Here is a 25932-nt window from a genome sequence, read left to right on the forward strand (position 1 = left end):
ATTAACAAGTAATTAAACAACATAAAAACCAAATCATACCACAAATTAAAATAGCAATTTTCTGTCAATATCCTTGTTTTATGTATGGATATTGGTAGTTTTGCGGTTTTAAATTTAACCCCCAATTTAACCTACAAATCCCAATGAGAAAACCCATTTCTTGGTTTTTGCCTTTTGTTATTTTCGCCAGCGTACTTATAGGATGCAGCGATGATGACTCAAAAGGAGAAAACTACAAAGCCAATTATTTACCTGGTATTGATGCAACAAATTTACCAATTGGTAATCGCCCAATGACTATGTTTGAAGATGATGAAAACACTTCAAAAATGTATGATAATAAAGACCGTTGGTTTCGCGTAAATCAGCCGCTTCAAATCATTCAAAAAGGAAAAGATTCCGTTCAGGTTTCTCTTTATTCTCCGGTTGGACTTACAGATGTAAAAATCTATGCAAAATTAGCCAACTACGACAAGCGATTTTTAATTTATGAGTTCACAAAAATCCCTGCCTTTCACCGTTCATTTCATCAGATTCCTTTAGTAAACGGAAAACATGATTATAAATTAGAAAATGGCAAAGCGGTTACTATTGATAAAATTGATGGATTTTCTTCTGGTGCCATTCAATTTTCTGTAGAATCCAGTGATCCTTTATTTGCCAAATTCAAAAAAATTAAATCAAATCGACTAGTACAATTCAGCACGCAGTACCACCTTAATAATCCTGCTGATGATCCTAATAAATTTTTACCGATGAATCCTGTTTTGGCCAAAGAAGCCATTACAATGATTATCAATTTCTCGTATGCCATAAGTCATCCTTTGTACTATGACACTTTCATGAATTTTGACCGTTATAAAAAAGAGCAGGCAGCAACGGCAGGAACTGCAATAAATGGTGCACTAAACTGGCACGGAAATGCTGAAGATGTTGATGGCGTTTACGATTATTTAACCAAAGCCCAAATTGAGCAAGCTTACAATACTTACATTGATAGCCGAACTTTGAATATGGCAATGGTAGGCGGTGGTTCGGCCTGGGGAGGCGGAGCTTTGGCTTCGCAATGGGAATCTGGTTATGTAACAGGGCACTGGAACGGCGAAATGTCGGTTTGGTCACACGAATATTCACATCATAGTGGTTATAGCCATAGTAGTAATTTAGCCAATAGTGGTCAAGGCGGTGGTCAGCAGGAAATGTTAACCGATTTTTATAAATACCTGATTTCTTTAAATGATTTGCCTTTTATAGATCCGGATATTTTAAAAGGATACTCTAAAACAGCGTATTTAAAAGGTAATTACAAAAAACCTGTATTTAAAATCAATCCTAAAAATCCATTTTTACTAAAATATAAAGGAGAAGGAAAATGGAACTAACCTACAAAACTATCATGAACAAAATACCGTTTTTACTTTTACTGCTTTGTTTGTTTACTAATTGCAGCAAAGACTCGGCAGATGGAAATCCAACAACATATAATTACTTTTATCCAACGGATGAAGCATCGATAACGGCTGCTCAAATTGGAAACGGAACTGGAACTCTTGATCCAAAAGGAATTACAATTGCTAACGAAAAATTATATGTAGCAAATGGTAATGTACTTGAAGTTTTCAATGCTGTAACACTTGCTCATATTAAAACAATTACCGAATTTAAAAAAGGAACAACTACAACTGCTTTGAGCGAAATTACTTCGGTTGCAGTTGATAATGGCCGAATTTACATTGGAAGCCGTGAGTCCAGACTTTTTGTAATTGACGAAGCTACAAATGCCGGAATCAGTATTATTGGAAACGGTCAATGGTGGCAAACTTTTGTTCACGTTTTTGGCGTTGTGGTAAGAGACGGATTAGTATTTGTGAAAGAAAAAGAAACCTCAATTAAGGTTTTTGAAACTTCTCAAATTACAGAGACGAGTGCTTGGAATTTAAAACCATTTGCTAAACTGAATACTTTAAACGGTTTTGACCAAATCTATTCGATGGATGTCGAAGCAGGAAATTTAGTTGTTGCAGGAAGAGATGCTAAAAGTTATTTGTATTACAACATTGCCGGAATTAAAGCGAATGCTGCCGCTTCTCTTACTGAGCCGTTAAAACCGGTTGTGTCAACTTTTGAAGCTAAACCAATTGCAATAAGTTTTACTAAAGATTGGGCAGTTACTTCAGAAAATGTTGGAAGCGTTAATTACTTACGACTTTATCCTAAATCAGACTTCATGAACCGAAACTATACTGCAAGCGTTAATGTTTCTGATGTTTTAGGACAAAATGCATTTGGAAGTATTGTGGGCGTAGCACAATTAGGTGATCGTTTGTTTTTATCTGATAATACCAATAAAAAAATTCGAGTTTTAAAATTGAATAAATCTACGATCGCAGAACAGAATTAGTTTTTTTTTGACTTAAAAATAATTATCCAAAAGCCTCTAAAGTTCAACTTTAGAGGCTTTTTTATATGCGCTCAGACTGAGTAAATACGATTGTCAAACTGCGGTTCCGAGGTTTCGGGAGAAGTGCTTAAATACCTTCTAGAACAAATCCAACAGGTTTTAATATGCGGTTTAATTTTATATAAGTTACAATACACTAGCAAAAAACTTAACACATAGAAACATAGATTTTATATAAAAAAGGACACTAAAAGAAACATGTTTCTCACACATAGAACTACTAGATGATTTTTAACTAAATGAAATGCCTCTTCCTGAAGTTTACAAACTCTATCCCGAAGCTTCGGGAATATTTGTTAAAACATTTTAGATCTAGTATTTCAAAAAAAAACTCCTATTCAAAACGAACAGAAGTTTTTCAAAAAAAAACAATATACCTATTTTTAAACTAAGCCACGTGTCAACCAACCTCTTTTGTTGGCTGTAACAATAGCATAAGGCGTAATCCAGAATAAACTGAAAGTGTAAAATACACTGTACGAGTACGCCCAAAGTGAATCTTCTAAATTATATCTTTTAGCATAAAACAAAACCGGAAAACTCGATACGATTAAGATTCCTAAAAGTGTTGAACTTAAAAACAATAACGGATGCATTGCGATAAAAACAAACATAAAAATCATAAACGGATATGCCATAACAATTTTTGTGGCTTGGTTTAACCATAAAAGTCGAGAACCAAATTTCGATTCTTTTCTAAAATCGGTGAAAACATATTTAGCCATTGCAATATTCTCACGCACATTACTTCTGCTCCATCTAATGAACATTTTGTATAATCCGGTGTATTCTTCAGGAACATTTGTCAATACATAAGCATTTCTTTGAAACAATACATGTTGACCTTGTTTTAAAATCATATTTGTCATTGCTCGGTCTTCACCAATGTCTGACGGCTGCCCCATAAAAGTTTGGTTGATCCATTCGTCAAGACAAGCAAAAACCGAAGTTTTTCTGTAAGCCGCAGCCGCTCCCGGAGTACAAAGTACAGAACCCAATTTGCTTTCGGCAGAGCGCATGAATTCAAAACTCATTACGAAACTTACATTAAGCATTTTTGGTAAGATTGCTTTTTTGCTGTTCAAAACATGAACATTTCCGGCAACTGCACCACATTTCTCGTCAACCACAAACGGACTTACTAAATTACGTAAAGTATCTTTTTTCACGATTGAATCGCTATCAACAGTTACAAAAATCTCTCCCATTCCCAATTCAAACCCGCGGTGCAATGCGTGACGTTTTCCTGCGTTTTCAGGTTGCTGGAAAATCGTTAAACGATCTCCTAATTTTATTTTGGCTTGTTGCATCCAGTACCAGGTATCATCTTTACTTCCGTCATCAACCGCTAATATTTCTAACTTATGCGCAGGGAAATCACTTTCGGCCAAACTCATCAAAGTATCCCAAACCAGTTTTCCTTCGTTGTACGCAGGAACGATTACGGTAACCGTTGGCAACATTTCATCCGAAACTGATTCGATTGGTTTATAGTTATAAAACAAGTATAAATTATACAGAAAAACTCCTGTTTGAAAGAAAAATAATATTCCGGCAACAATCAGGAACGGCAAACCCCATGAAGAGTTCATTCGGTCAATTTGAAACTGATCGAAATCAGGTTGTAAATGGTAAACTGAATATGATCCAACAAATAGTAAAATAAAGGTACTCACCAAAACGAATAACCCAAACTTACTTTTGGTACGTTCGCTTACTTTTTTTGATGCGACATTGTCATTACTAATACGAAAAATAGAACTTTTTAAGGTTTGTTTGGTATTAAGATCTGGATTTGAAGTATAAAACTGTTCTGATGTTAGGGTTTCACTTTTCATATGGCACTACTTTTTATTGCTTGCTATTGGGCTTTTATTTATTGTTTCCCCTCCGATGCTTTATTTTCAATTATCGAAAAGGATTTTACATTATCCCATTTTGCAAGGCTTGTGCCATTATCAGTTTTTACTGGTTTTAAGCAGTTTAGGTATTTTTAGTTTTTTTGATGTGTGTAATTATTATACGTTTTTAGGATACAGTATACAGTTTTTACTGGGTTTTTGAAGCGTTTTGTGTTGAGATTTTATGGTTTGCGAGTGTGACGAAGTTTAGTGATAACGTTCTTCTGGAGTTTATTATTGTCATCCTGAGCGAAGTCGAAGGTTTTTTTGAATTTGGAATTTCTTTTTTTGAGCTATTTCCAGCCATTCACTATATCTTTTCCTTGCTAAAGGAGCAAGAAAAAGGATGCCGTTTCTGTCTGGGCTAGGGCAATTAGTTGTACAAGAAAATTTTAACTTTCTTCATTTCAACAAACCCGTATAAGTACGCATTGCTTCTTTTTTATTTATTGTTACTATTGTTATAAATATTTTAGTAATACGATTTTCCGTACCTTAGTTTTAAAGCTTTTCAGTATGTTTGTATATTCCTAGCTTTTTATCTTTTAAATAATAAAATCAATACCTATCTGAATCCAAAAAGTATATAAACATAGATGACATCAAAATTTTCATTTTTACAAAGTAACTATCCTGAACTATTCACTATTAGTGAATTATCAGAAAAGTTATATTATGTTGATCCAAATTCGTCTTTAGCTAAATCGCGTTTGTTTTCAGAAAAAATGGCAATTCTAATTTGGCAATTTGAAGATTTACGTTTCTTTGATGGTAATCAAGTAGAACGAATAAACAAATTATTTTATAATAATTGTATACCAGAAGTCGTAAAAGATCTTTTTCATTCTATTCGAAAGTCTGGTAATAGAGCTACTCATGATGGGAATAGTTCAAATCAGGAAGCTTTATTTGTTTTAAAAAAATGCTATCAATTAGCAAGATGGTTTTATGAAACATATGAAAATACCATTTTAACAAAGGAAGATTATCTACTTCCTGAAAATGATCATGAAAAAACAATTGAAACACTTAATAATGAATTAAGTAAGCTTTCAAAAGAAGTTATCGATTATCAATCTAAAATTGAATCATTAAATGCTTCTACAAATATTATATCTAAGCGAAAAGAAAAATCAAATAAAAACGCCAATAATATAAATCTCGATGAAGCAGATACCAGATTATTATTAATTGATAAACAGCTAAGTAGTGCTGGCTGGGAATGCGATTCTATTACCATTAATTATAAAAATAATAAAACACTTCCTGAAAAGGGTAAAAATAAAGCTATTGCAGAATGGCCGTGTAATGGTAAATGGGCTGATTATGCTCTTTTTGTTGGAACAGAATTATATGGAATTGTCGAAGCTAAAAAATATTCAACTGATATTTCAACTGATTTGCATCAATCAAAAATATATGCTGAATGTTTAGATATATCTTCAAATTTCAAAACATTAGGAGAATGGAATTCTTTTAAAGTTCCGTTTTTATTTTCTACAAATGGAAGAACTTATATTGAGCAACTAAAAACTAGAAGTGGAATTTGGTTTTTAGATGTAAGAAAGGAACGTAATAGGGCCTATCCTTTAAGAGGATGGTTTTCACCAGAAGGAATTGTTGAACAATTTTCAAGGGATGTCAAAAAAGCAAACACTCGATTAGAAGAAAGTGATTATGATTATTTACAAAATCCTAACGGATTAGGATTACGCTATTATCAAATTGATGCAATAAAAGCCGTTGAAGATAAGATTATTAATAATCCTGACGATAAGCGCTCGTTGTTAGTAATGGCAACTGGAACTGGCAAAACGAGAACAACTATAGGCTTTGTTTACAGAATGATTAAATCAGATCGTTTTAAGCGAATTTTATTTTTAACTGATCGTAGATTATTAGCTCTTCAGGCTTCAGGCAACTTTAAAGACAATAAAGTCGAAGATATTAATACTTTCTCCAATATATATAAAATGGAGGAAATGAAAAATGTTATTCCTGAAGCTGATACACGTTTGCATTTTGCCACGGTACAAAGTATGGTAAAACGATTATTCTATTCAGAAAATGAGATTTTACCAATAGATACTTATGATTGTATTATTATTGATGAAGCTCACCGCGGTTATAATTTAGATAAGGAAATAAATGAAGAGGATTTGGTCTTTAAAGATGAAAATGATTATGTTGGACAGTATAAAAGAGTAATCGAATATTTTAACGCTTACATTGTTGGCTTAACAGCAACGCCTGCCCTACATACAACTGAAATTTTTGGAAAACCAGTTCATAACTACTCTTATCGTGAAGCGGTTATTGATGGATTTCTAACAGATCACGAACCTCCCTATATTATTAAAACAAAATTAAGTGAAGAAGGAATATTATGGGAAAAAGGAGAAAAACCTAAAATATTAAATTCTGAAACTAATCAAATAGAAGAATTAGCAGAGTTAGAGGATGAATTACACATAGAAATTGAGCAATTCAATAAATTAGTAATTACTGAATCTTTTAATCGTGCCGTAATTAAAGATTTAGTTCAAAGATTAGATCCTGAGGGCGATGAAAAAACATTAATTTTTGCTGTGCGAGATAGCCATGCCGATTTAATTGTGCAATTACTTTTTGAAGAATTTGAGACTATAGGAGTTGAAGTTCCACAAGATTCAATACAAAAGCTTACTGGCAAAGTATACGAAGTAGAAAACTTAACTAAACGTTTTAAAAATGAAAAGTTTCCAAACATTGTCGTTACTGTAGATCTATTAACTACTGGAATTGATGTGCCTCAAATAGTAAATTTAGTCTTTATTCGTAGAGTACGTTCCCGTATTCTTTTTGAACAAATGTTAGGCAGAGCAACAAGATTATGTCCTGAAATTGACAAACAATTCTTTAAAATTTATGATGCCGTTAGAGTATACGAAGCTTTAGAAGATTATACTCAGATGAAAACAGTTTCAAATCCTTCTATTTCCTTCCAAAAACTAATAGAAGAATTAGAATATATTGATACGCCTGAACGTGCTAAAAAACAATTGGAACAAATTGTAGCTAAGTTGCAACGCAAAAAGAAACAAATCAATCAAGGTCAACTCGAGCAGTTCATGTATTTAGCAAAAGGCGATTCACCTGAAGAATTTATTGAAAATTTACTAGAAATTGAAGATAATAATATCAAAAAGGTTTTAGCCAATTATGCCAGTCTTTGGGATTTTCTCGATAAGAAAATATATCAACCAAAAATGCAATTAGTTTCAGAGCATTTAGATGAAGTTACTGGAATAGAGAGAGGTTATGGAAAAGCTGAAAAGCCTGAAGATTACATACAAGGATTTAAAAATTTTATTGAGGAAAATCGAAATCAAATAGTAGCTTTAAAAACTATCTGTACAAAACCATCTGAACTTGATAGAAAATCACTAAAAGAATTAAAACTTTTATTAGATCAAAAAGGTTACAATGAAATTACATTGACCACAGCTTGGAAAACTGTAAAAAATGAAGATCTAGCCGCCGATATTATTTCTTTTATTAGAACTCTGGCATTAGACACGGATTTGGTAAGTCATGAAGACCGTATTAAAAATGCAGTCAATAAAGTAAAAAACAGTCGTTCGTGGAATGCTACGCAAATAAAATGGCTCGATCGTTTTGAAAAACAATTATTAGTAGAAACAGTACTTACAAAAGCAGATTTAGACACAAAACCTTTTAGCGATGAAGGAGGATTTATCCGCTTAAATAAGATATTTGAAAATGACTTAGAAAATATCTTAGTTGTTTTAAATGAAAATTTATATACTGCATAAAATTATTCTCTGTCTCAATGAAAACAAAAAACAATTAATAATACCATAATAAATAATTTGAGGATCTCCTCGCAATAAATAAACAATGAGCGCACAAGAAATAGCCAACAAACTCTGGAATCTTTGTAATGTATTACGTGATGACGGTGTTACCTATCACGAATACCTAAATGAGTTGACCTATATTCTTTTTCTAAAATTAAGTGAAATAAAGGATTTTCAAGATCAAATTCCACAAGAATTTCAATGGCAAAAATTTGTGAACGAACATGACAATAATGAAGCTTTTGCTCTTTATCGTAAATTCTTAGCAACGGTAAGTAATGAAACTAAGAGTCAAAGTATCAAAGAAATATACAGTAATGCTTCTACAAGCTTACGCAAACCAGTAAATTTCCGTTCTCTTGTCACAGCTATAGATAAACTAGATTGGTACGAAGAAAATGATCGTGACGTTATGGGTGATATTTACGAAAGTCTACTGGAAAAAAACGCAGGAGAAAAGAAAAGTGGAGCCGGACAATACTTTACTCCTCGCCCATTAATTAATATAATGGTCGATTTGATGGTGCCTAAGTTAGGTGAAAGATGGACAGATCCAGCTGCTGGAACTTTTGGTTTCATGATTTCTGCAGATCATTATTTAAGAAGTAAGACTGATAGTTATTTTCATTTATCTGAAAAAGATAGACATTTTCAAACAACTCAAGCTTTTTCTGGTGTCGAGTTAGTTCCTGATGCACATAGACTAGCTTTGATGAATGCTCGTTTACATGGGATGGAAAGCACTATATATTTAAATGATACATTAACTGAATTTGGTAAAAACTTGAAAGATTTTGACGGTGTATTAGCCAATCCTCCATTTGGAACGAAACAAGGAGGTGAACGCCCAACACGGGATGATTTTACTTTCCCGACGAGTAACAAACAACTCAACTTTTTACAACATATTTATCGTAGTTTAAAAAAGGACGGAAAAGCAAGAGCTGCGGTCGTTTTACCTGATAATGTTCTGTTTGAAGATGGTGATGGTCAAAAAATACGCCGTGACTTAATGGACAAATGTAATTTGCATACTATTTTGCGTTTGCCAACTGGAATTTTTTATGCTGCTGGTGTAAAAACCAACGTGTTGTTTTTTACCAGAGAAAAAACAGAAACCAACAATACACAAAACGTTTGGTTTTATGATATGCGTACTAATGCACCAAGCTATGGAAAACGCACCCCTTTTACAGAAAAAGCCTTTGAAGATTTTGTTCTGGCTTACACAGGTGGAATACCGTTTGACAAAGTAGAAAAAAACTATGATGGTTTAGTCTCTGACGAAAAAAGAAAAACCATTAAAGACGAAAGATGGCAAAGTATTTCTCGTGTTGAAATTGAAAAAAAGAATTACAGTTTAGATTTAGGCTTAATAACTGATAATTCTTTGGCCAATTCTAATAATTTAGGGGAACCCATTGATATTGCAAAAGAGGCATTCTTTGAATTGCAAATCATTACCGAGCAATTGAATGCTATGATAAAAGAATTGAAATAATGGAAAAGAAATTGCCTAAAAATTGGGTGGAGTGCATTTTAGGAGAATTAGCAATTATTCAAAGTGGAGGAACTCCTTCAAGAGCAGTTAATTATTATTGGAATGGAGATATACCTTGGGTAAAAATCTCTGACATCAAAGATATGTACGTTAATGAAACCGCAGAGTTTATAACAGAAGAAGGACTTAAAAACTCATCGACAAGAATTTTTCCCAAAGGAACAATTTTATTTACCATATTTGCAACATTAGGTAAAATAGGAATTCTAAATATTGATGCATCTACAAATCAGGCTATTGCTGGCATAATACCTTCAAAAGCTATCAATGCTAAATTTTTGACATATTCACTAATTGATTTATCAAATTCGATTTCAGAAAATGGTAAAGGTGTTGCGCAAAAAAACATTAACCAAGCAATTCTTAAAGCTACTTTAATTCCTCTCCCTCCACTTGCGGAACAAAACCGCATTGTAGCTAAATTAGATGCACTTTTTACTCAACTGGAAACTATAAAAACAAGTATGGAAAAGATTCCTGTATTGCTTAAGGATTTTAGACAGCAGGTTTTGACCCAAGCGGTTACTGGAAAGTTGACGGAAAGTTGGAGAAAAAATGTAAAAAGCAAAAGTCCTGATGAAAAAATCATTAGAGATACATTGAAAAAAGAAATTGAGATTTTAAATAAAATCCATTTACAAGAGGGAAGATCAAAAGTAAAGGCTAATCCCATTAGCTTTATTGGTAAAAACGAGATCAATTGGACAGTTTTTACAATTGAATCATTATGTATATCTATAGTTGATTGTTTACATGAAACAGCAAAATTCTCTAATGAAGGTTTTATTGTTTTGGATACAAATAATATAGAAGCTTTTAAAATAAAAAACAATAAATTGAGATATGTAGATCCACAAACTTATAAAAAATGGATTTCTAGATTAAAACCTAAGTATGGCGATATTGCTTTCACAAGAGAGGGATCAATTGGAAATGCTTTAATGATTCCTGAAAATGATAAATACTGTATAGGCCAAAGAACTATGATATTTAGATTTTCAGAGCTGATGAATCAAAAATATTGTGAATTATATATGAATTCAGATTTTTTTAAACAACAAGTCAATCCTCATATTAAGGGCGTAGCCTCCCAACATGTAAATATTAGAGATTTAAGATTATTAAGTTTTCCTATTCCTACAATGGAAGAACAACGAGAAATCGTTAATCGGGTTGAAAGTTTGTTTACAAAAGCTGATGTGATAGAACAGCAATATATATCATTAAAACAGAAAATAGAAACTTTGCCACACACTATTTTACATAAAGCATTTAAGGGAGAATTGAGTAAGCAACTGGATAATGATGGTGACGCAATGGATTTGTTGGAAGAGATTAAAAAATTAAATAATATATCAATAAAAACAAATACTAAAGAAAAAATTACAAAAAAAAAACAAAAAAGTGTCAATAAAACAAATCTAGTAGATGAAATAAAAAAAATACTCCAAGAAAAGACAAATGGTATATCATATAAAGAATTGATAACTTGTTTTTATAATAATTCACAAGAAAATTTGATTGATGATGTCATTCAGGATTTATTAATTAAAAATATTATTAGTCAAGAATTTAATATAGAACAAAAACAAATGTTAATTAAAATTAATCCATGAATCTATTAAGTGTTAATTTAGTAAGTGATAGTTTTAAATCTTTAAAGAAATTTGAAAAACCAATTTTCTTTGATGAGTCCCCTTTAAATACTTTTGACCCTATATGTTTAGTTGGTCTAAATGGAAGTGGTAAATCCCATTTTGTAGAATTAATAGCGGAATGTTTTATGCTGGCTGAATACTATGGGTTAAACAAAAAATTTCCTTCTTTTGAAAATGTCCCGTTGTTATTTGAAATTGAATATTCACTTAATGCAAGTGAGCGACCAATATATATTAAAATCTCTAGACCAAAAGCTAATTTAATAATTAAGTACCGAAAGGATAATATTGATGAAGAATACATCGAAGTTTCATACGATAATAATTTATTGCCAAAAAAAATAATAGGTTATTCTTCTGGATTGAATGAAACATTAAGTTCACCATTTTCACAGTTACTAGATGATTTTTCCTCTAAGATAAGTTCTGCAGCTAATAACGATAATCTTTATCATAATATTGTTGAGCCAATTAGAATGATATATTTAGAATCTAGTACTAATTTACTATTAGTAATTACTAATCTTATCTACTTTCAAAAAGAATCAATATTGACAAAATATACGAAGCTGAAAAGATTAAAAAGTTTCAAAATCGAAATTAATAAAAATATTAAAGTTAAGGTAAAAACAAATGCTCAATTAGATGGAATAATTGAGGATTTAGTTAACTGCTCATTTCTGCCAAAAATAAACACTGAAGAAACTCTTTACACATTAAACTATACCGTTAATGAAACACTTAATGTTGCGGTGAATAATATTTTTGGAAAACCTATGCTTTTTTTTGATAGTTTACTTATGCTAAATCATCTAAATTATCTAGGAATTACAAAAAAGTATAATAATTGGATTAAAAATAAAAGAAAGGAAGGTCATATAATTAGAACACCTACTATTCCGGATGATGATAGGTTTTTTAATATCACAGATATCATTTTCGAAAATATCGATGGAACAGAAATAAATTATGAAGGTCTTAGTGATGGTGAGCATCAATTAATACAGACTCTAGGAACTTTAAATTTAATTGATGAGCCTGATGCTCTTTTTTTATATGATGAACCCGATACTCACTACAATCCAGAATGGAGAAGTCATTTATTTTCTGAGTATAGCAATCTTTGCAAATCTCGTAATCAAGAAATAATGGTTACAACTCATTCTCCATTTATTGTTTCATCAGTAAGAAGCAACATGGTTTACCATTTTGAACGAGATCGAGTTCCATTAATTGACAAACCAACATTTGAAACTTTTGGATGTTCAATTAATGTTATATTAAAAAGACTTTTTAAAAACTCAATATTAATACCACAATTACCATTTGATGAAATGAAAGAACTTGCGCAAAAAGATTTAAGTTCAATTCTAGAATCTATAGATAATTATGGCGAATCTAGTATTAAAGCATTATTATATAAAAAAATTAATGAATTAGAATAATAGATGTTATTTCCAATTACACAAATTAATTCCAATCTTCGTCAGATAGAGGAAATCCCAAATACTTTTTTTCAAAAGATTCAAGCTAATGCCGTCTTTGGTTATGATTTATTTCCAGATTGGTTCCAAGAATTCTACGGAAACAGAACAGATGGTTTATACAATAAAGCTAATATATTATTTGACATTATTAAGAACTCTGGAAATGAGCCAAGGATTGTGGAAGGTTACATAAATTCAATTAATATAGAAAGTCATTGTCTGAATTTAAGTAGTTATTTGTTTTATTGCGAAACCATTAGCCAAGAATTATTTGAAGCCGCCAACGATTTCTTTAGTCATTTATTTGACTCATTTGATAAAAAATGGGTTACAGATAAAACCCAAACCAATGTTTTAAAATATATAAAAGAATTTAAAGAACAAAACAAAGTATTTGTATGCCCAATATGTGGTAATGAAAAAATAAAATCCTCTCAGCATGAAGCTCGTGCAGCACTAGATCATTGGCTTTGTAAAGCCAAATATCCTTTTAGCGCTGTTAACTGGAATAATCTATTTCCTTTAGGGGAAGGATGTAACAGACCACCCGTAAAAGGCCAAAATGAAGTTATTTGGATTGATAATAATCGCCTAGCGAGACATTCGTTTTTTTATCCATTCAATTGGTTGGGAGAAATTGAAATTTCATTGGAATGCATAGAAGAACCTTCAATTGATAGTCTTATAAAAGGCTCTTGGAAATTTAATTTTTTAGGAATCAATGATCTTCACCAAAATCTAATCGACAAGTGGGATATTTTTTTTGGCATAAACAATAGATGGATAGATGAAACTCTAAATGAATTCATAGATACCTGGACTTTTACTTTTGCAAATTATCTAACACAGGAAATTAACTTTGAAGATTTTGAGGTAAGATATGATGAAAAATTAATTTCTTTTCGTAATGCGCGAAATAGTTTTAATGTAAACCCACAAAACAGAGTAGAATGGTTCTTTTTGAATTACTTGATTAACGAGGCCTCTGCTAGCTTTTATAATGGCAGCAAGCAATCGGTGAGAGAACATTTAGAATAAATTAAAAATTATTATGGAAATATTTAAGAATGTAAATTTATATGACTGGTCTGATTTTTTTAAATCGCTCTCTGTTACTATTGACTTAATTGGTCAAAATAAAGAAACTAGAAATCAAAACTTAAAGGAAAAAGCAAAGGAAGTATTTGGTGAAACACATGCTATTTATACATACCCTGAAATAGATCCTTTTTCATTTATTTATACATTAGCTCAGAGAAATACGACTAATCAAAAAAATGTTTTTTTTCAATCATGTATTGATACTTTTGAACTAAAAACCAAACTACCAACTGATTGGTATTTTCCAACCCCTACTCCTCAAACAAAAAGTCTATTTTATAACAAAGGAAAATACGCGGATAGTAGTGGAAATACTTTTTCAGTTGACATACTTTGGGATTTATTTTCAGATGCTGTAAATGATAAAAATCTTGACGAAAACAATTTTAAAAATGTTTTGTCGATAGTAAATGTAGGAGTGGTAAAATTTACGCAAACACTTTTTCTTATAAATGCTAAAAAATTTCTACCAATTGACGAGAGAACTACAGCAATATTACCAAATTCAAGTAGTCCAACTAAGGAAATAAATAAATTAGGCCTCCCTAAATATCAAGAATTTCTCAAGTTCTATAATAAAACATTTCCGGAATGTTACCCATATGAGATTAATCTATTTTTAAGTCAATTTACAGGAAATGGGAAACAAATTCCTCTAAAAAAAAGCTTCTGTCAGGTAAGCACTATGGTAGATGGTCAAAATAAAAAAGATTATTACGATGGTTTTGTTCAAAATAATGCCGTTCGCGCAGGTAGTTCAGGAGAACATAAAACTAGAGGTGGTGAATATCCCTTAGAAAAAGTTTTTGATGGTGACGTAGTTTTAGTTAGAAGAGGAACTAAAAATATGGCTGGCATAGGTGTAATTATAGATAATGAATATTTAGTAGATGGATATGATGATAATAAAGCAATTAAAATTATTTGGATTAATAAGTCACAGAGAAAATTAAATAATGCTTTAGGTGATTGGACAGGATTTAATATTGCTACACCAAATACAATTCAGAAAGTTAAAGAAGTCTATAAAGATACTTTTGATTTAATAGATACTTTAACCAAATCAGATAGTAATACAATATCAAATAAAAATACTCAAGATAATATGGCTAATGATAATTTAAATCAAATTTTATATGGTCCACCAGGAACAGGAAAAACCCATAAACTTCAAAATGAGTTTTTCGAAAAATTCACTATTAAAGTATCATCATTATCCAGAGATCAATTTCTTGAAAATTTAGTTTCTGAATTGAGTTGGTGGCAAGTTATTAGTATTGCCTTATTTGATTTGGAGAATGCAAAAGTTAATGAAATCTATGATCATGAATTAATTAGAATTAAAGAAAAGTTATCTTCTTCAAATACAATAAGACCTACGATATGGGGGCAATTACAAAGACATACAATTTTAAGTTGCTCGTATGTTAATGTGAAAGAAAGATCAGAACCGCTATATTTTAGTAAAGACAAAGACTCAAACTGGACTATTGATATCGATTTATTAAATCAATATTATCCAGAAGCACTAGACATATTAGAATCTATTCAAAATTTTACAGGAAACGAAGGAATAGTCATTAAAAACTATGACTTCGTTACATTTCATCAATCATTTAGTTATGAAGACTTTATTGAAGGAATAAAACCTAAATTAGAGGACGGAGAAACTGAATTAGGTTTTGAAATTAAAGATGGCATTTTCAAAAAAATCTGTCTAAAAGCTGCGGCTGATCCTGATAATAATTACGCTATTTTTATTGATGAAATTAACAGAGGAAACGTTTCTGCAATTTTTGGAGAATTAATTACTCTAATTGAAGAAGATAAAAGACTGGGAGCAAAAAATGAACTTAGAATAAAATTACCTTATTCTAAAAGAGAATTTGGAGTACCGTCTAATCTTTACATAATAGGAACTATGAATACTGCCGACAGAAGTGTTGAAGCTTTAGATACAGCTTTAAGAAGACGTTTTTGCTTTATCGAAATGATGCCAGACACAAAAGTTGTAGCAGATAAGAATTTCAAGGATTACAATAGATTCCAAATTATGGGAAAAATAAATCAACGAATTGAATTATTATTAGATCGTAATTATACTTTGGGTCATTCTTATTTTATAAAAGATCATTTAAAGAATTCTTTTAAAAATGAAATAATTCCGCTATTACAGGAATATTTCTACAATGATTGCGGAAAAATTGGTTTAGTTTTAGGAAAAGGATTTGTAAGAGAAAAACAAATTTCGAATAAGAATAATTCCATATTTGCAGACTTTGATACGAAAAACGAAGTTGATATCATTAAATCATATGAATTAATTCCTTTTGACGAAATCGATTTTGAAACAGCTATAGAAACATTATTAGCTTAAAAATGTTGAAAGAAAATACCATCCAAGTTTTTGAACACAGCTTTCTTCCAATTCGAGGAAAGTTCGAGGAACGTCATTTTGTAGCTCTTTCAAAACTAAATGCATTACATGATTATCAATATTTTGATTTACGGCATAATGGTATAAAATTTAAACAATTTGTTGGGGTTATTCAAGTAGCAGGGTTAACAATAGAAATTTTGCCTAAAATAGATAATCACAATGGTGATGAAGCATTATGGCAAAAAGCTTTAATAGAAATGCTTCACGTTACCAAAAAATTGAAAGTACAAAAAGTAGATCAGGCAAATGTAAACAGCCAAAATATTCATTTGCTGGATCTTTATTTTGAGTGGTTTTTAAATGAAGTCCAATTATTAATTCATCATGGATTAATAAAACAGTATTATAAAGAAACTAATAATGTTAAAGCATTAAAAGGCAAACTTGAATTTGCAGGACATATCAGTAAAAATTTGGTACATAAAGAAAGATTTTACACCACCCACCAAGTTTATGAAAAAGATCATATTGTTCATCAAATTCTATTTAAAGCTTTAGATATTGTAGAAAAATGTACTAAAGGAAATTATTTATACTCAAAATGCAAAACAGTGCAATTAGATTTTCCTGAAGTAAAAAAGATTTCGGTAACGGAAGCTACATTTTCTAAAATTCCTAAAACTAGAAAAACTGCTCCTTATGAAACTGCTTTGGCAATTTCAAAGTTCATCATTTTAAATTTTGCACCAAACATTTCTAGTGGTTCAGAAAATATGTTGGCTTTACTGTTCGATATGAATTCTTTATGGGAACAATACATATTGGCTAGATTAAAACAATCTAATAGAGAGATAACTGTGTATGGTCAGCAATCAAATCAATTTTGGAATGGTATTTCAATACGGCCTGATATTGTTTTAGATAATGGATTAGATAAATTCATTATAGATACAAAATGGAAAAACATTTCCTACAACAATCCTTCAACACATGATTTGCGCCAAATGTATGTATATAATGATTATTGGGTTTCAACAAAAGCCATGCTTTTATATCCATCTAATGAAACAGAAGTACCTGAATTTAAACATTTTGAAAAAAATAGTTCAAGACAAAATCAACATCAATGTGCACTAGGAAAAATTTCTATTTTTGATAAAGATGAAACAACATTAAATAAAAATATCGGAGATTGTATAATAGATTGGTTTATTAAGTCATAATGAAGTTATCACCCCCCCTACTCCTCATACATCTCCATCCACAACCTAGTCTCTTCCAAATCCAGTTCCTTTTCAATCTTCCTGAAAATCTCTTCATTGACGGAACCAAATTTGTGCATTGATTCAAGTTTGTTACGTTCGACATTCAAAAGATCAATTTGAAGTTTAGTAAAATCGTTGAAAATCTCGCCACCTATTAAATTTCCTTTTCCGAAGAAGTTGGCAGGAAGTTCGGTTTTTTGGAGGCGGTTGAATTTTACTTCGTATTTACTTTTGATGTTGTGGAGCAAGTCGTCGTTGAGTAGTGAGAAGTTATCTTCGATATGCGTAATGGTTTGTGAAACGATGGTATTTCGTATTTCATATTCTTCGGCAAGAATGGAATAACGTTCAATTTTTAATTTCTTAATCAACCACGGCAAAGTCAATCCCTGAATAACTAACGTAGAAAGTATTACACAAAAAACCAGATAAATAATAAGGTTTCGCAAAGGGAATTTTTCCGTTTCGTTCATCATTAGCGGAAGCGCCAAAGCGGCCGCCATCGACACCACACCGCGCATTCCGGACCAGCCGAAAACAATCATGTTTCGGAAGTCGAATTCTTCCTGCAATCGGATTTTTTTACTGATGTATCTTGGCAATAAAGTCGCCGGAATCACCCATAAAAAACGCACTAAAATTACGACCAAACTCACCGAAGCACCCCAAATAAACAAAGACCAACCGGAGTAATCTCCAATTCCTTCAATGATTTGTCTCAACTGTAATCCGATTAAGATAAAGATCAATCCGTTTAGAATATTGGTTAAAACACTCCAAATAGTTCCTGTCATGATTCGGCTTTCATGTGTAAAAATCGTTCCTGATCTTGCCGAAAGAAAAAGTCCCGTTGCCACGACGGCCAAAACTCCCGAAGCTTCAAAATGTTCGGCAATTAAATAAGAAGCGAAAGGCGTCAGTAAAGTCAAAGTGGCTTCGATAACCTCATCGCAGACAAACTTTTTATGAATAAAACTCATGACATAACCAACTCCTAAACCAATCCCAATTCCTAAAGCCGACATCACTACAAAGTTCAATCCCGCTTGCCAGAGGACAAAATTTCCGGCAGTAATAGCCGTCAAAGCATATTTGTAAGCGACCAGACCACTGGCGTCATTCACCAGACTTTCTCCTTCGAGGATTGCAATCAGTCTCGGATGCAAGCCCAAACCTTTGGTTATAGAAGTTGCCGAAACCGCATCAGGCGGCGAAACAATCGCGCCCAGCAAAAAAGCCAACGGCCAGGAAATATCATCAATCAACATATGCGCAGCAAAGGCAACAGCAACTGTGGTAAATAAAACCAAACCTACAGCAGCAAGTGTAATTGGTCTTATGGTTTGCTTAAAATCTGACCAACTCGTGTACCAGGCGGCGTGATACAAAAGCGGTGGAAGAAAGACAATAAAAACAACTTCGGGACTTAGCGCTATTACAGGAAGCCCCGGAATAATACTAATAACAACACCGCAAAGTACCAACACAATTGGAATGGGAAAATTGTACTTTTTACTAACAAGACTCAGGAAAGCGACCCCAAATAGTAACATGATAATTACGGTAATATTCTCCATTTTCTAATTATTTTTGGTATTTGTGGTATGAGAGTACGAATATAATATTTTTAAAGTTTTAGATAAAATTATCTTTTTTTGCCACAGATTTAAAGGATTAAAAAGATTTTAGTCCGCGCATAAATCCTAGTAGCTTATATTTTTAAAACTTTGACAAATTTTCTAGACAATTCAAATTCAAATAAAAACGTACTTATTTTTTTTTAATCTTTTTAATCCTTTAAATCTGTGGCAAAAACCAAAATCTCTTTTAACCTAATTTTATTATTTACTCCGTCATATTTATCCTAAAAAAATCTACATTTGACCCTTCAATTTATTGCCATTAATTATGATCCAAAAAAGAAATTATATTTGTTTACTTGCCTTATTTGCAGTCTTTTTCTATACACCACTCACCTATTCTCAAACCGCTCCTGCAAAAGCGGAAACCAAATCTAAACTGTTTGAAGAAACGACTACAGACAGTGATTATTTAATGGCGATTGAAAAAGCCGGAGAGGTTCTGGAATCTGCACATAATGACACTGAATTTGACGGAAACAGCCATCATTTATTTGGAGAAATCAAAAGAACGCAAAGCAAACTTGATCTCATTTTGGAAAGTTTAAAAGGTTCGAATCCTAATGTTCGTAACCAACAAATGTATCGTATTGTCCTGAAAGAAATTGAACAGGAACTTGACGAACAAAATACAGCGATTAATTCCAGAAATCTGGCGCTTGAAAAAATCAAAGGCAGAGTAATCGATTTGCGTAAGGATAAAACCTTAATGGGACTTTTGAAAGATACGATTCGTCGCAAACAATTTAAAAAAGAATTCGCTAATTTAAAAAGCCGATACCTGAGCACTGACAGTTTAATGACCAAAAATCAGGGCATTTTAAATACGAATAAAAGACTAACTGTTGAACGAAAAATTGCTGTTTCGAATGCTTTAATAACTGTCGAAAGTAAACTCGAACAATCCGGAATTAGTATTCTTAAAAAAGAGTATCCTGCTGTATGGAGTACTAGTGATTCTACAGCAAAAAAAATAGTAGGCAAAAATATTAAGGCTAAAATAATCATCGAGCAAAATGTCGCTTCTTATTATTTAAGTTACAGAGCCGGCGGATTAATCTCTTTGGTTTTATTAATGGGGTTATTAGGCTGGTATATTGCACGCAATTTAAAATACCTAAAGAATAACGGACACGCAGAAAATCTTTCTCAATTTAATTTCAAATATTTAAACAAAGGTGTCATTATTCCGGTGGCCGTTATTGGTTTGAACATTGCTGTTGTAAGTAATTTGTACGCTCCGGCTATGTTTATTGAATTGATCCAACTCATTCTTTTAGGTCTTATTACTTTTCTTTTCAAAGAAAATTGGTCAAAAGTTTCCATGCGCAATTGGTTATTACTTTTGGTACTCTTTTTTGTACTTTGTTTCTTAGACTTGTTTATTGCAGTAGGTTTTATACAACGCTGTGCTTTTATTGTAATCAATATTTTAGGGATTCGTTACGGCCTTATGCAAATAAAAAGCATAAAAGATCAACTGTACATCAAAGGATTTTTTAAATGGGCAACCATAATTTTTATTGGTCTGAATGTTTTGGCGATTCTTAATAATGTTTTCGGAAGAGTTTCACTCGCCAATATGTTGAGTCTAACTGCTTTTATTTCGATTACTCAAATTGTGGCCTTAAGTGTACTTTTAAAAATAGTTCTGGAAATTATTCTTTTACAAATTTATACGACCCGAGTAAAACGTGGTATCGAAAAGATTTTTGATTTCGAAAGCTTGTCTGATACTCTCAAGAAACCTTTCATTATCCTTATTACCTATATGTGGATTGTGGTGATCGCAGCCAATTTGAATATTTGGGAATCGTTACGTACAGGACTTGCTTCTTTATTAAGTCACCCCAATACTATAGGAAGTATCACTTTTACTTTAGGAAACATTGTCTTGTTTTTTATCATTATTTGGGTCGCCCACTTACTACAGAATTATGTGGCTTACTTTTTTGGAGAAGTTGATGACGAAAACGAAGAAAACATCAACAAGAAACAACACTCTAAATTATTGATCACAAGACTTGTTGTTTTAATTTGCGGTTATCTTTTGGCCGTTGCAGCATCCGGAATGCCATTAGACAAACTAAGTATTTTACTAGGTGCTCTTGGTGTTGGTGTTGGACTTGGTCTGCAAAGTGTAGTTAATAATTTCGTTTCGGGTATTATTTTAATTTTTGATAAACCAATACAAATTGGAGATGTGATCAATATTAGTTCAGATTCTGGCCGTGTAAAATCGATGGGATTACGAACTACTAAAATCAACTCAGCAAACGGTGCAGAAATTATTATTCCGAATGGTAATTTATTATCACAAAACATTACCAACTGGACGTATACTGACAACTTTAAATTAGTGGAAATAGCGGCAGAGATCAGCGGCGATATTATGCCCGAAGAAATAAATGCGTTAATTTTAGAATCACTCCAAAGCATGGAATTGGTAAACAATACTAAACCACCACAAATTTATTATGCTGCCATTGCTGACGGAAAATTCAAACTACAAATAAAATTTTGGTGCAGCATTTACAGAACTGAAGAAACTGTTAGCAGCGCAAGACAAGTTCTTTTTAGTAATTTTAAAGCTAAAGGTTTAACTTTATCGACCTAAAATTCTAAATAGCTGATATAAAAAAATCCGTCAAATATTAATTTGACGGATTTTTGTTTTTTAAAACCTATAATAAATATTCATCAAAGAATAAATAAAATGAAGGTTTGTAGCTCAAACTATCTTGTATAAACAGTAATTATACCAGTAGTTTTGTCTTTCAATTTCAATTCTTTGTTAGTAAGATTCATAATATCACTTGTGGAGCTTACATTCCCAACACTAATAGTTAAATCATTGTGAGATCTTGCATAAGTCCCAGTAGTTTCAGTTAAAGCACAATTAGAACCATCGTAATCACCTATAACAGCTGCATTACTCAATCTTAGATCTAAATAATCTCTATTGCATCCAGCTGCGTTTTGTGGTGCATCAAAAAGTACTTCTTTGTCCCCAACAATTGATCCTGTTTGGCTAAGGTTGTATTTTCCCTGAATAGGAATGATTGTTTCCCCTTCATTATCATCACTACTACACGACGATGCAAATAAACCGATGCTCAATAATAATCCGAATAATATTCTTTTAGTTTTCATGTTTGATTTCTTTAAAATTATTTATGCTAAATTAATCTCATCATGAAATAAAGTCGTTATACAATATTTGGTTTTACTTACATAATAACCCTTTTAAACAATGTAATTTCTTACTTTAATAAATCTCGTTAAAATCAACGTCTTTAAAAGTTATTTACATCGTTTACTTTTTTACATATTTATCCAAAATATAGCGGGTAACTGGTCTCAAAGGGCTGTTATTCTCAGGATGTCTGCCATGACCGTTAAAAAAGTCAATTCCATTTGCTGTCTTCGCATACCAAATCATAGCTTGTCCGTTATTATCAAAACAAGTTGTGGTATCACAAACATTTACTTTCTTCAAATTTACAAGGCTCTTATCTAGAAGTTCAATACGAGGTGGTATACCAATACCTTCAATTTTCAAATCACAATCAACTATTTCATAATGATCATTTGACCATTGCATACATTGTTTTTCTGGCAATGCTAAAAATACTATTGCAACTAATAATATTAAAACAGCCGCAATTGCAAAATATCTAATTTTTTTCCCTTTCGGTTTATCAACTGACTCTCCAAAAGTTTGTATCGATATTGCTTCAGGTGTTTGCTCTAATTTTGGCTCTTTATTTTTCAAAGTTACTGGTTCTAAATATTGATTTTGTATTGGTGCTGAATCTGTCTCTGCAAAATCGACGTTAGAATCCGTAAAATTTTCTATTGTACTTTCTATTACTAATTCATGAGAAGAAACTTCTTTAGGAGGAACATTAGTATTTCTAAGTTCATCTATCAGTTTCATATCTTCTTCACCAATTTCTTTTTTAAACTTATTAAGAGGTCTTGGATGAAAGTCTACCAAAATTGCCGCTAATTCTACGGTACTAATATTGGCTGGATCTTTATCTCCCTTATAAAATCCTCCTACTTTTTTAAATTTATCTGTGTACTGTGTTGAAGTATTTTCTTCTGGAGTAAAATCGGTTCTAAAAAATTTACGATATGTACTTAAATCATCCGTTTTTGGCTCTGAACTAAAAATTTCCCAGCACAAATCTCTTAATTGTGCCTGTGAAGGATTGCTTAAATAATGCGAATGCTTCCCTTCGACTCTTTCAATTTTAAATTTATTTCTAATTGCTTCTTTGTAATTATTTTCAATCTCTTCTAAAGTAATTTTTCTCATAAGCCTTCAGGATTTTCAGGATTTTATATCGGATTTCTTGGGATTTTTCGGATTAGACAGGAAAGTTAAGACATCCCGGAAATCCGTATAAACATTGGCGAAAAACCGCCTTTACTTTGCCATAACAAAATCAGTTATCGTTTTAAATCGCGGTTAAAGCAAATGTACAAAACTGATTTAATTAAAAGTGCGGAAAACCGTAAAGCGGAGTTTATTCCGGGAAGTATAAATAAAGTTTTATAGTTCTACGCACTTCACTTCCCAAAGCAATTTGGTATTGCCATAACAGAGTTCAGAACCTTTTTGAACAGCAATGCCCTTTAACTAAATTTTAAATCATAAAAAAATGAAAACACTATTTACATTGGGAGCGTGCGCGCTATTGAGTCTTACAATTTTTTCTTGTTCTGCTGACGAATTAGAAACAACAGGTAATAAAACAGAGGTCAAAAAAGATAGTACAAAACCAGATGCAACGCAAGCAACTGGAGAAGATGGACCAGATGACGATCAAGTGAATGTTAAACCACCAAAAAAATAACAAATAAAAATTGTAATATTCAATTAATTACTAAATTCGGGGAAAGTAACACTTATGCTGCGTTCCCTGTTTTTTTTTATATTTATTTTTTTCTCTCTAATTTCCTGTACAGAGAAAACAACAGTGTCGATTAAATCTAATCACTCGAAAAAAGAAGCCAAAATACTGCAAGAAAAGGGATTAAATGAACTTCAAAAAAATAATTATGACAGTGCTTTCTATTGCTTTAATAAATCAAAAATAATATTTGAATCTTCAAAAGACAGTTCAAACATAGTCTTCAACTTATTTCAAATGGCAATCATACAGCAAATAAATGGTGATTATTATGGTAGTAAAGAAACGGCAACTGAAGCATTACCTTTTGTTAAAAATGACAATAATTACATTGTAGCTCTTAATAATCTTTTTGGTATTGCTGATAAAGAGCTTTCCATTTATGACGATGCTGTATCTTATTATAATCAAGCCGTAAAAGAGGCAAAAGACGAAGCATCAAAACAATCACCCTTAAATAATATTGCTGTAATCTATATTAAACAGCAAAAATATGATACAGCTATTACTATATTAGAATCTATTTTAAAGACAAAATCTATTGATGAATTTGTTAAAAGTAAATCGAGAGTAATAGACAATCTTGGTTTTGCCTATTTTAAAAAAGGATTAAATGCTAAAGGCTTTCAGCTTCTTAATGAAGGTTTAAAACTAAGAATAGAGTCCGATGATTCTTATGGAAGTATTGGAAGTTATCTTCATTTAGCCGAGTTTTTCTCTACAACCGATATTAAAAAATCGAATGAATATGCTAAAAAAGCGTATGAAATCGCAACAAAACTCGATAGCGTAGACGAACGCTTGAAAGCATTATCTTTTTTAATTTCTAATGATGCCGGAAGATCATATGGGGAACAATATATTTTTATAAATGACAGTATTATCAAAATTAGGAATAATTTTAAAAACAAATTTGCCAAAATAAAATACGATTCCAAAAAAGAAAAAGACGAAAACCAAAAACTTCGTTTAGAGAAAGTAGAAAATCAAGTTGCGCTGCAAAAATCTGAAATCGAAAAAATCTCATTTCTTTCCGGATTTATTATTCTGGGATTAGTTCTGTTTTTTGTTAATAAAAATCATAAAAACAAAGCCCAAATTATTAAATTGGAAACTGCTTACGATACCGAAACCCGAATCGCTAAAGACATACATGATGAACTAGCTAATGATGTTTTTTATGCCATTACTTTTGCACAAACACAATCTCTAACAAAAGAAGAGGTAAAAGAAACGTTACTACGAAAACTGAATCATATTTATACTCGCGTTCGCGGAATTTCAAGAGAAAACAATAGTATTGATACTGGAATAAATTACTCCATTCACTTAAAAGAAATGCTTTCGACCTATAATAGTAATGACACAAATGTTATCATTAATAGTATAGAGAAAGTAAATTGGGAAAGCATTGATGAAATTAAAAAAGTCACCATTCATAGAGTATTACAGGAATTAATGGTCAATATGAAAAAGCACAGCGATGCTCCGGTAGTTGTTTTAAAATTTGAAAGTACAGCAAATACAATTGTAATCAACTATACAGACAACGGGAAAGGCTGCGAAAAAGATCAAATTATAAAAAATGGTTTGCAAAATATGGAAAACCGTATTTTATCCATAAAAGGAACTATTACTTTTGACTCTGAACCGGAAAAAGGATTCAAAGTAAAAATAACACTGCCTAAATAAAAGC

At 31.6% G+C, this 25932-nt stretch carries 16 protein-coding genes; 12 read left to right on the forward strand and 4 right to left on the reverse strand.

Going from position 1 to position 25932, the window contains the following annotated elements:
* The first annotated feature begins 143 nt into the window (after positions 1 to 143).
* Complete coding sequence (locus ACHRVZ_RS17705; protein WP_395424218.1) at positions 144 to 1382, forward strand: hypothetical protein; 1239 nt, start codon at positions 144 to 146, stop codon at positions 1380 to 1382.
* Positions 1373 to 2401, forward strand: coding sequence for a hypothetical protein (locus ACHRVZ_RS17710; RefSeq protein ID WP_395424219.1), 1029 nt, complete (start codon positions 1373 to 1375; stop codon positions 2399 to 2401). Before ACHRVZ_RS17705 ends, ACHRVZ_RS17710 begins: the two co-directional genes overlap by 10 nt.
* Before the next feature lie 443 nt (positions 2402 to 2844).
* On the opposite strand, the gene ACHRVZ_RS17715 is transcribed toward ACHRVZ_RS17710, so the two are convergent.
* Positions 2845 to 4299 carry a glycosyltransferase gene (locus tag ACHRVZ_RS17715; protein WP_395424220.1) on the reverse strand — a complete coding sequence of 485 codons (1455 nt, stop codon included), beginning with the start codon at positions 4297 to 4299 and terminating at the stop codon, positions 2845 to 2847.
* A 659-nt stretch (positions 4300 to 4958) separates the two neighbouring features.
* Here ACHRVZ_RS17715 and hsdR point away from each other — a divergent pair.
* The 7 genes from hsdR (at position 4959) to ACHRVZ_RS17750 (ending at position 17632) form a co-directional block, all read left to right on the forward strand.
* The gene (hsdR, locus tag ACHRVZ_RS17720; RefSeq protein WP_395424221.1) at positions 4959 to 8177 is read left to right on the forward strand and encodes a type I restriction-modification system endonuclease; all 3219 of its coding nucleotides are present in this window, start codon (positions 4959 to 4961) and stop codon (positions 8175 to 8177) included.
* A gap of 85 nt (positions 8178 to 8262) precedes the next feature.
* The gene (locus ACHRVZ_RS17725; protein WP_395424222.1) at positions 8263 to 9723 is read left to right on the forward strand and encodes an N-6 DNA methylase; all 1461 of its coding nucleotides are present in this window, start codon (positions 8263 to 8265) and stop codon (positions 9721 to 9723) included.
* A complete protein-coding gene (locus tag ACHRVZ_RS17730) occupies positions 9723 to 11399 on the forward strand; it encodes a restriction endonuclease subunit S (RefSeq protein ID WP_395424223.1) in 1677 nt (558 codons plus the stop codon). Before ACHRVZ_RS17725 ends, ACHRVZ_RS17730 begins: the two co-directional genes overlap by 1 nt.
* The gene (locus ACHRVZ_RS17735) at positions 11396 to 12886 is read left to right on the forward strand and encodes an AAA family ATPase (protein WP_395424224.1); all 1491 of its coding nucleotides are present in this window, start codon (positions 11396 to 11398) and stop codon (positions 12884 to 12886) included. The genes ACHRVZ_RS17730 and ACHRVZ_RS17735 overlap by 4 nt, the downstream gene beginning before the upstream one ends.
* Positions 12887 to 12889: 3 nt before the next feature.
* Entirely contained in the window at positions 12890 to 13966 is a 1077-nt protein-coding gene (locus ACHRVZ_RS17740; protein WP_395424225.1) for a hypothetical protein, read from the forward strand.
* Between the two features lie 13 nt (positions 13967 to 13979).
* The gene (locus tag ACHRVZ_RS17745; protein ID WP_395424226.1) at positions 13980 to 16406 is read left to right on the forward strand and encodes an McrB family protein; all 2427 of its coding nucleotides are present in this window, start codon (positions 13980 to 13982) and stop codon (positions 16404 to 16406) included.
* 2 nt (positions 16407 to 16408) lie between these two features.
* Positions 16409 to 17632: an McrC family protein gene (locus ACHRVZ_RS17750; RefSeq protein ID WP_395424227.1), complete on the forward strand. Its 1224-nt coding sequence runs from the start codon at positions 16409 to 16411 to the stop codon at positions 17630 to 17632.
* A gap of 17 nt (positions 17633 to 17649) precedes the next feature.
* Here the strand turns inward: ACHRVZ_RS17750 and ACHRVZ_RS17755 are convergent, their stop codons facing one another.
* Positions 17650 to 19251, reverse strand: a complete 1602-nt coding sequence (locus ACHRVZ_RS17755; protein ID WP_395424228.1) for a Na+/H+ antiporter — start codon at positions 19249 to 19251, stop codon at positions 17650 to 17652.
* A 331-nt stretch (positions 19252 to 19582) separates the two neighbouring features.
* Here ACHRVZ_RS17755 and ACHRVZ_RS17760 point away from each other — a divergent pair, with 331 nt between their 5' ends.
* Positions 19583 to 21931 carry a mechanosensitive ion channel family protein gene (locus ACHRVZ_RS17760; protein ID WP_395424229.1) on the forward strand — a complete coding sequence of 783 codons (2349 nt, stop codon included), beginning with the start codon at positions 19583 to 19585 and terminating at the stop codon, positions 21929 to 21931.
* Between the two features lie 119 nt (positions 21932 to 22050).
* Here ACHRVZ_RS17760 and ACHRVZ_RS17765 read toward each other — a convergent pair whose 3' ends face one another.
* The gene (locus ACHRVZ_RS17765; RefSeq protein WP_395424230.1) at positions 22051 to 22467 is read right to left on the reverse strand and encodes a lipocalin family protein; all 417 of its coding nucleotides are present in this window, start codon (positions 22465 to 22467) and stop codon (positions 22051 to 22053) included.
* 163 nt (positions 22468 to 22630) lie between these two features.
* Positions 22631 to 23638 carry a hypothetical protein gene (locus ACHRVZ_RS17770; RefSeq protein ID WP_395424231.1) on the reverse strand — a complete coding sequence of 336 codons (1008 nt, stop codon included), beginning with the start codon at positions 23636 to 23638 and terminating at the stop codon, positions 22631 to 22633.
* 346 nt (positions 23639 to 23984) lie between these two features.
* On the opposite strand from ACHRVZ_RS17770, the gene ACHRVZ_RS17775 reads away from it, so the two are divergent.
* Positions 23985 to 24179, forward strand: coding sequence for a hypothetical protein (locus ACHRVZ_RS17775; protein ID WP_395424232.1), 195 nt, complete (start codon positions 23985 to 23987; stop codon positions 24177 to 24179).
* 54 nt (positions 24180 to 24233) lie between these two features.
* On the forward strand, positions 24234 to 25928 hold the full coding sequence (locus tag ACHRVZ_RS17780; protein WP_395424233.1) for an ATP-binding protein: 1695 nt from the start codon (positions 24234 to 24236) through the stop codon (positions 25926 to 25928).
* The last annotated feature ends 4 nt before the right edge of the window (positions 25929 to 25932 follow it).

Origin of the sequence: Flavobacterium sp. FlaQc-57 (assembly GCF_044007395.1) — a bacterium.
Classification (GTDB): domain Bacteria; phylum Bacteroidota; class Bacteroidia; order Flavobacteriales; family Flavobacteriaceae; genus Flavobacterium.

Bases quoted from the DNA above. Each gene is read 5' to 3' on its own strand.
- ACHRVZ_RS17705 (WP_395424218.1), top strand. From the start codon at position 144: ATGAGAAAACCCATTTCTTGGTTTTTGCCTTTTGTTATTTTCGCCAGC.
- ACHRVZ_RS17710 (WP_395424219.1), top strand. From the start codon at position 1,373: ATGGAACTAACCTACAAAACTATCATGAACAAAATACCGTTTTTACTT.
- ACHRVZ_RS17715 (WP_395424220.1), bottom strand. From the start codon at position 4,299: ATGAAAAGTGAAACCCTAACATCAGAACAGTTTTATACTTCAAATCCA.
- hsdR (WP_395424221.1), top strand. From the start codon at position 4,959: ATGACATCAAAATTTTCATTTTTACAAAGTAACTATCCTGAACTATTC.
- ACHRVZ_RS17725 (WP_395424222.1), top strand. From the start codon at position 8,263: ATGAGCGCACAAGAAATAGCCAACAAACTCTGGAATCTTTGTAATGTA.
- ACHRVZ_RS17730 (WP_395424223.1), top strand. From the start codon at position 9,723: ATGGAAAAGAAATTGCCTAAAAATTGGGTGGAGTGCATTTTAGGAGAA.
- ACHRVZ_RS17735 (WP_395424224.1), top strand. From the start codon at position 11,396: ATGAATCTATTAAGTGTTAATTTAGTAAGTGATAGTTTTAAATCTTTA.
- ACHRVZ_RS17740 (WP_395424225.1), top strand. From the start codon at position 12,890: ATGTTATTTCCAATTACACAAATTAATTCCAATCTTCGTCAGATAGAG.
- ACHRVZ_RS17745 (WP_395424226.1), top strand. From the start codon at position 13,980: ATGGAAATATTTAAGAATGTAAATTTATATGACTGGTCTGATTTTTTT.
- ACHRVZ_RS17750 (WP_395424227.1), top strand. From the start codon at position 16,409: ATGTTGAAAGAAAATACCATCCAAGTTTTTGAACACAGCTTTCTTCCA.
- ACHRVZ_RS17755 (WP_395424228.1), bottom strand. From the start codon at position 19,251: ATGGAGAATATTACCGTAATTATCATGTTACTATTTGGGGTCGCTTTC.
- ACHRVZ_RS17760 (WP_395424229.1), top strand. From the start codon at position 19,583: ATGATCCAAAAAAGAAATTATATTTGTTTACTTGCCTTATTTGCAGTC.
- ACHRVZ_RS17765 (WP_395424230.1), bottom strand. From the start codon at position 22,467: ATGAAAACTAAAAGAATATTATTCGGATTATTATTGAGCATCGGTTTA.
- ACHRVZ_RS17770 (WP_395424231.1), bottom strand. From the start codon at position 23,638: ATGAGAAAAATTACTTTAGAAGAGATTGAAAATAATTACAAAGAAGCA.
- ACHRVZ_RS17775 (WP_395424232.1), top strand. From the start codon at position 23,985: ATGAAAACACTATTTACATTGGGAGCGTGCGCGCTATTGAGTCTTACA.
- ACHRVZ_RS17780 (WP_395424233.1), top strand. From the start codon at position 24,234: ATGCTGCGTTCCCTGTTTTTTTTTATATTTATTTTTTTCTCTCTAATT.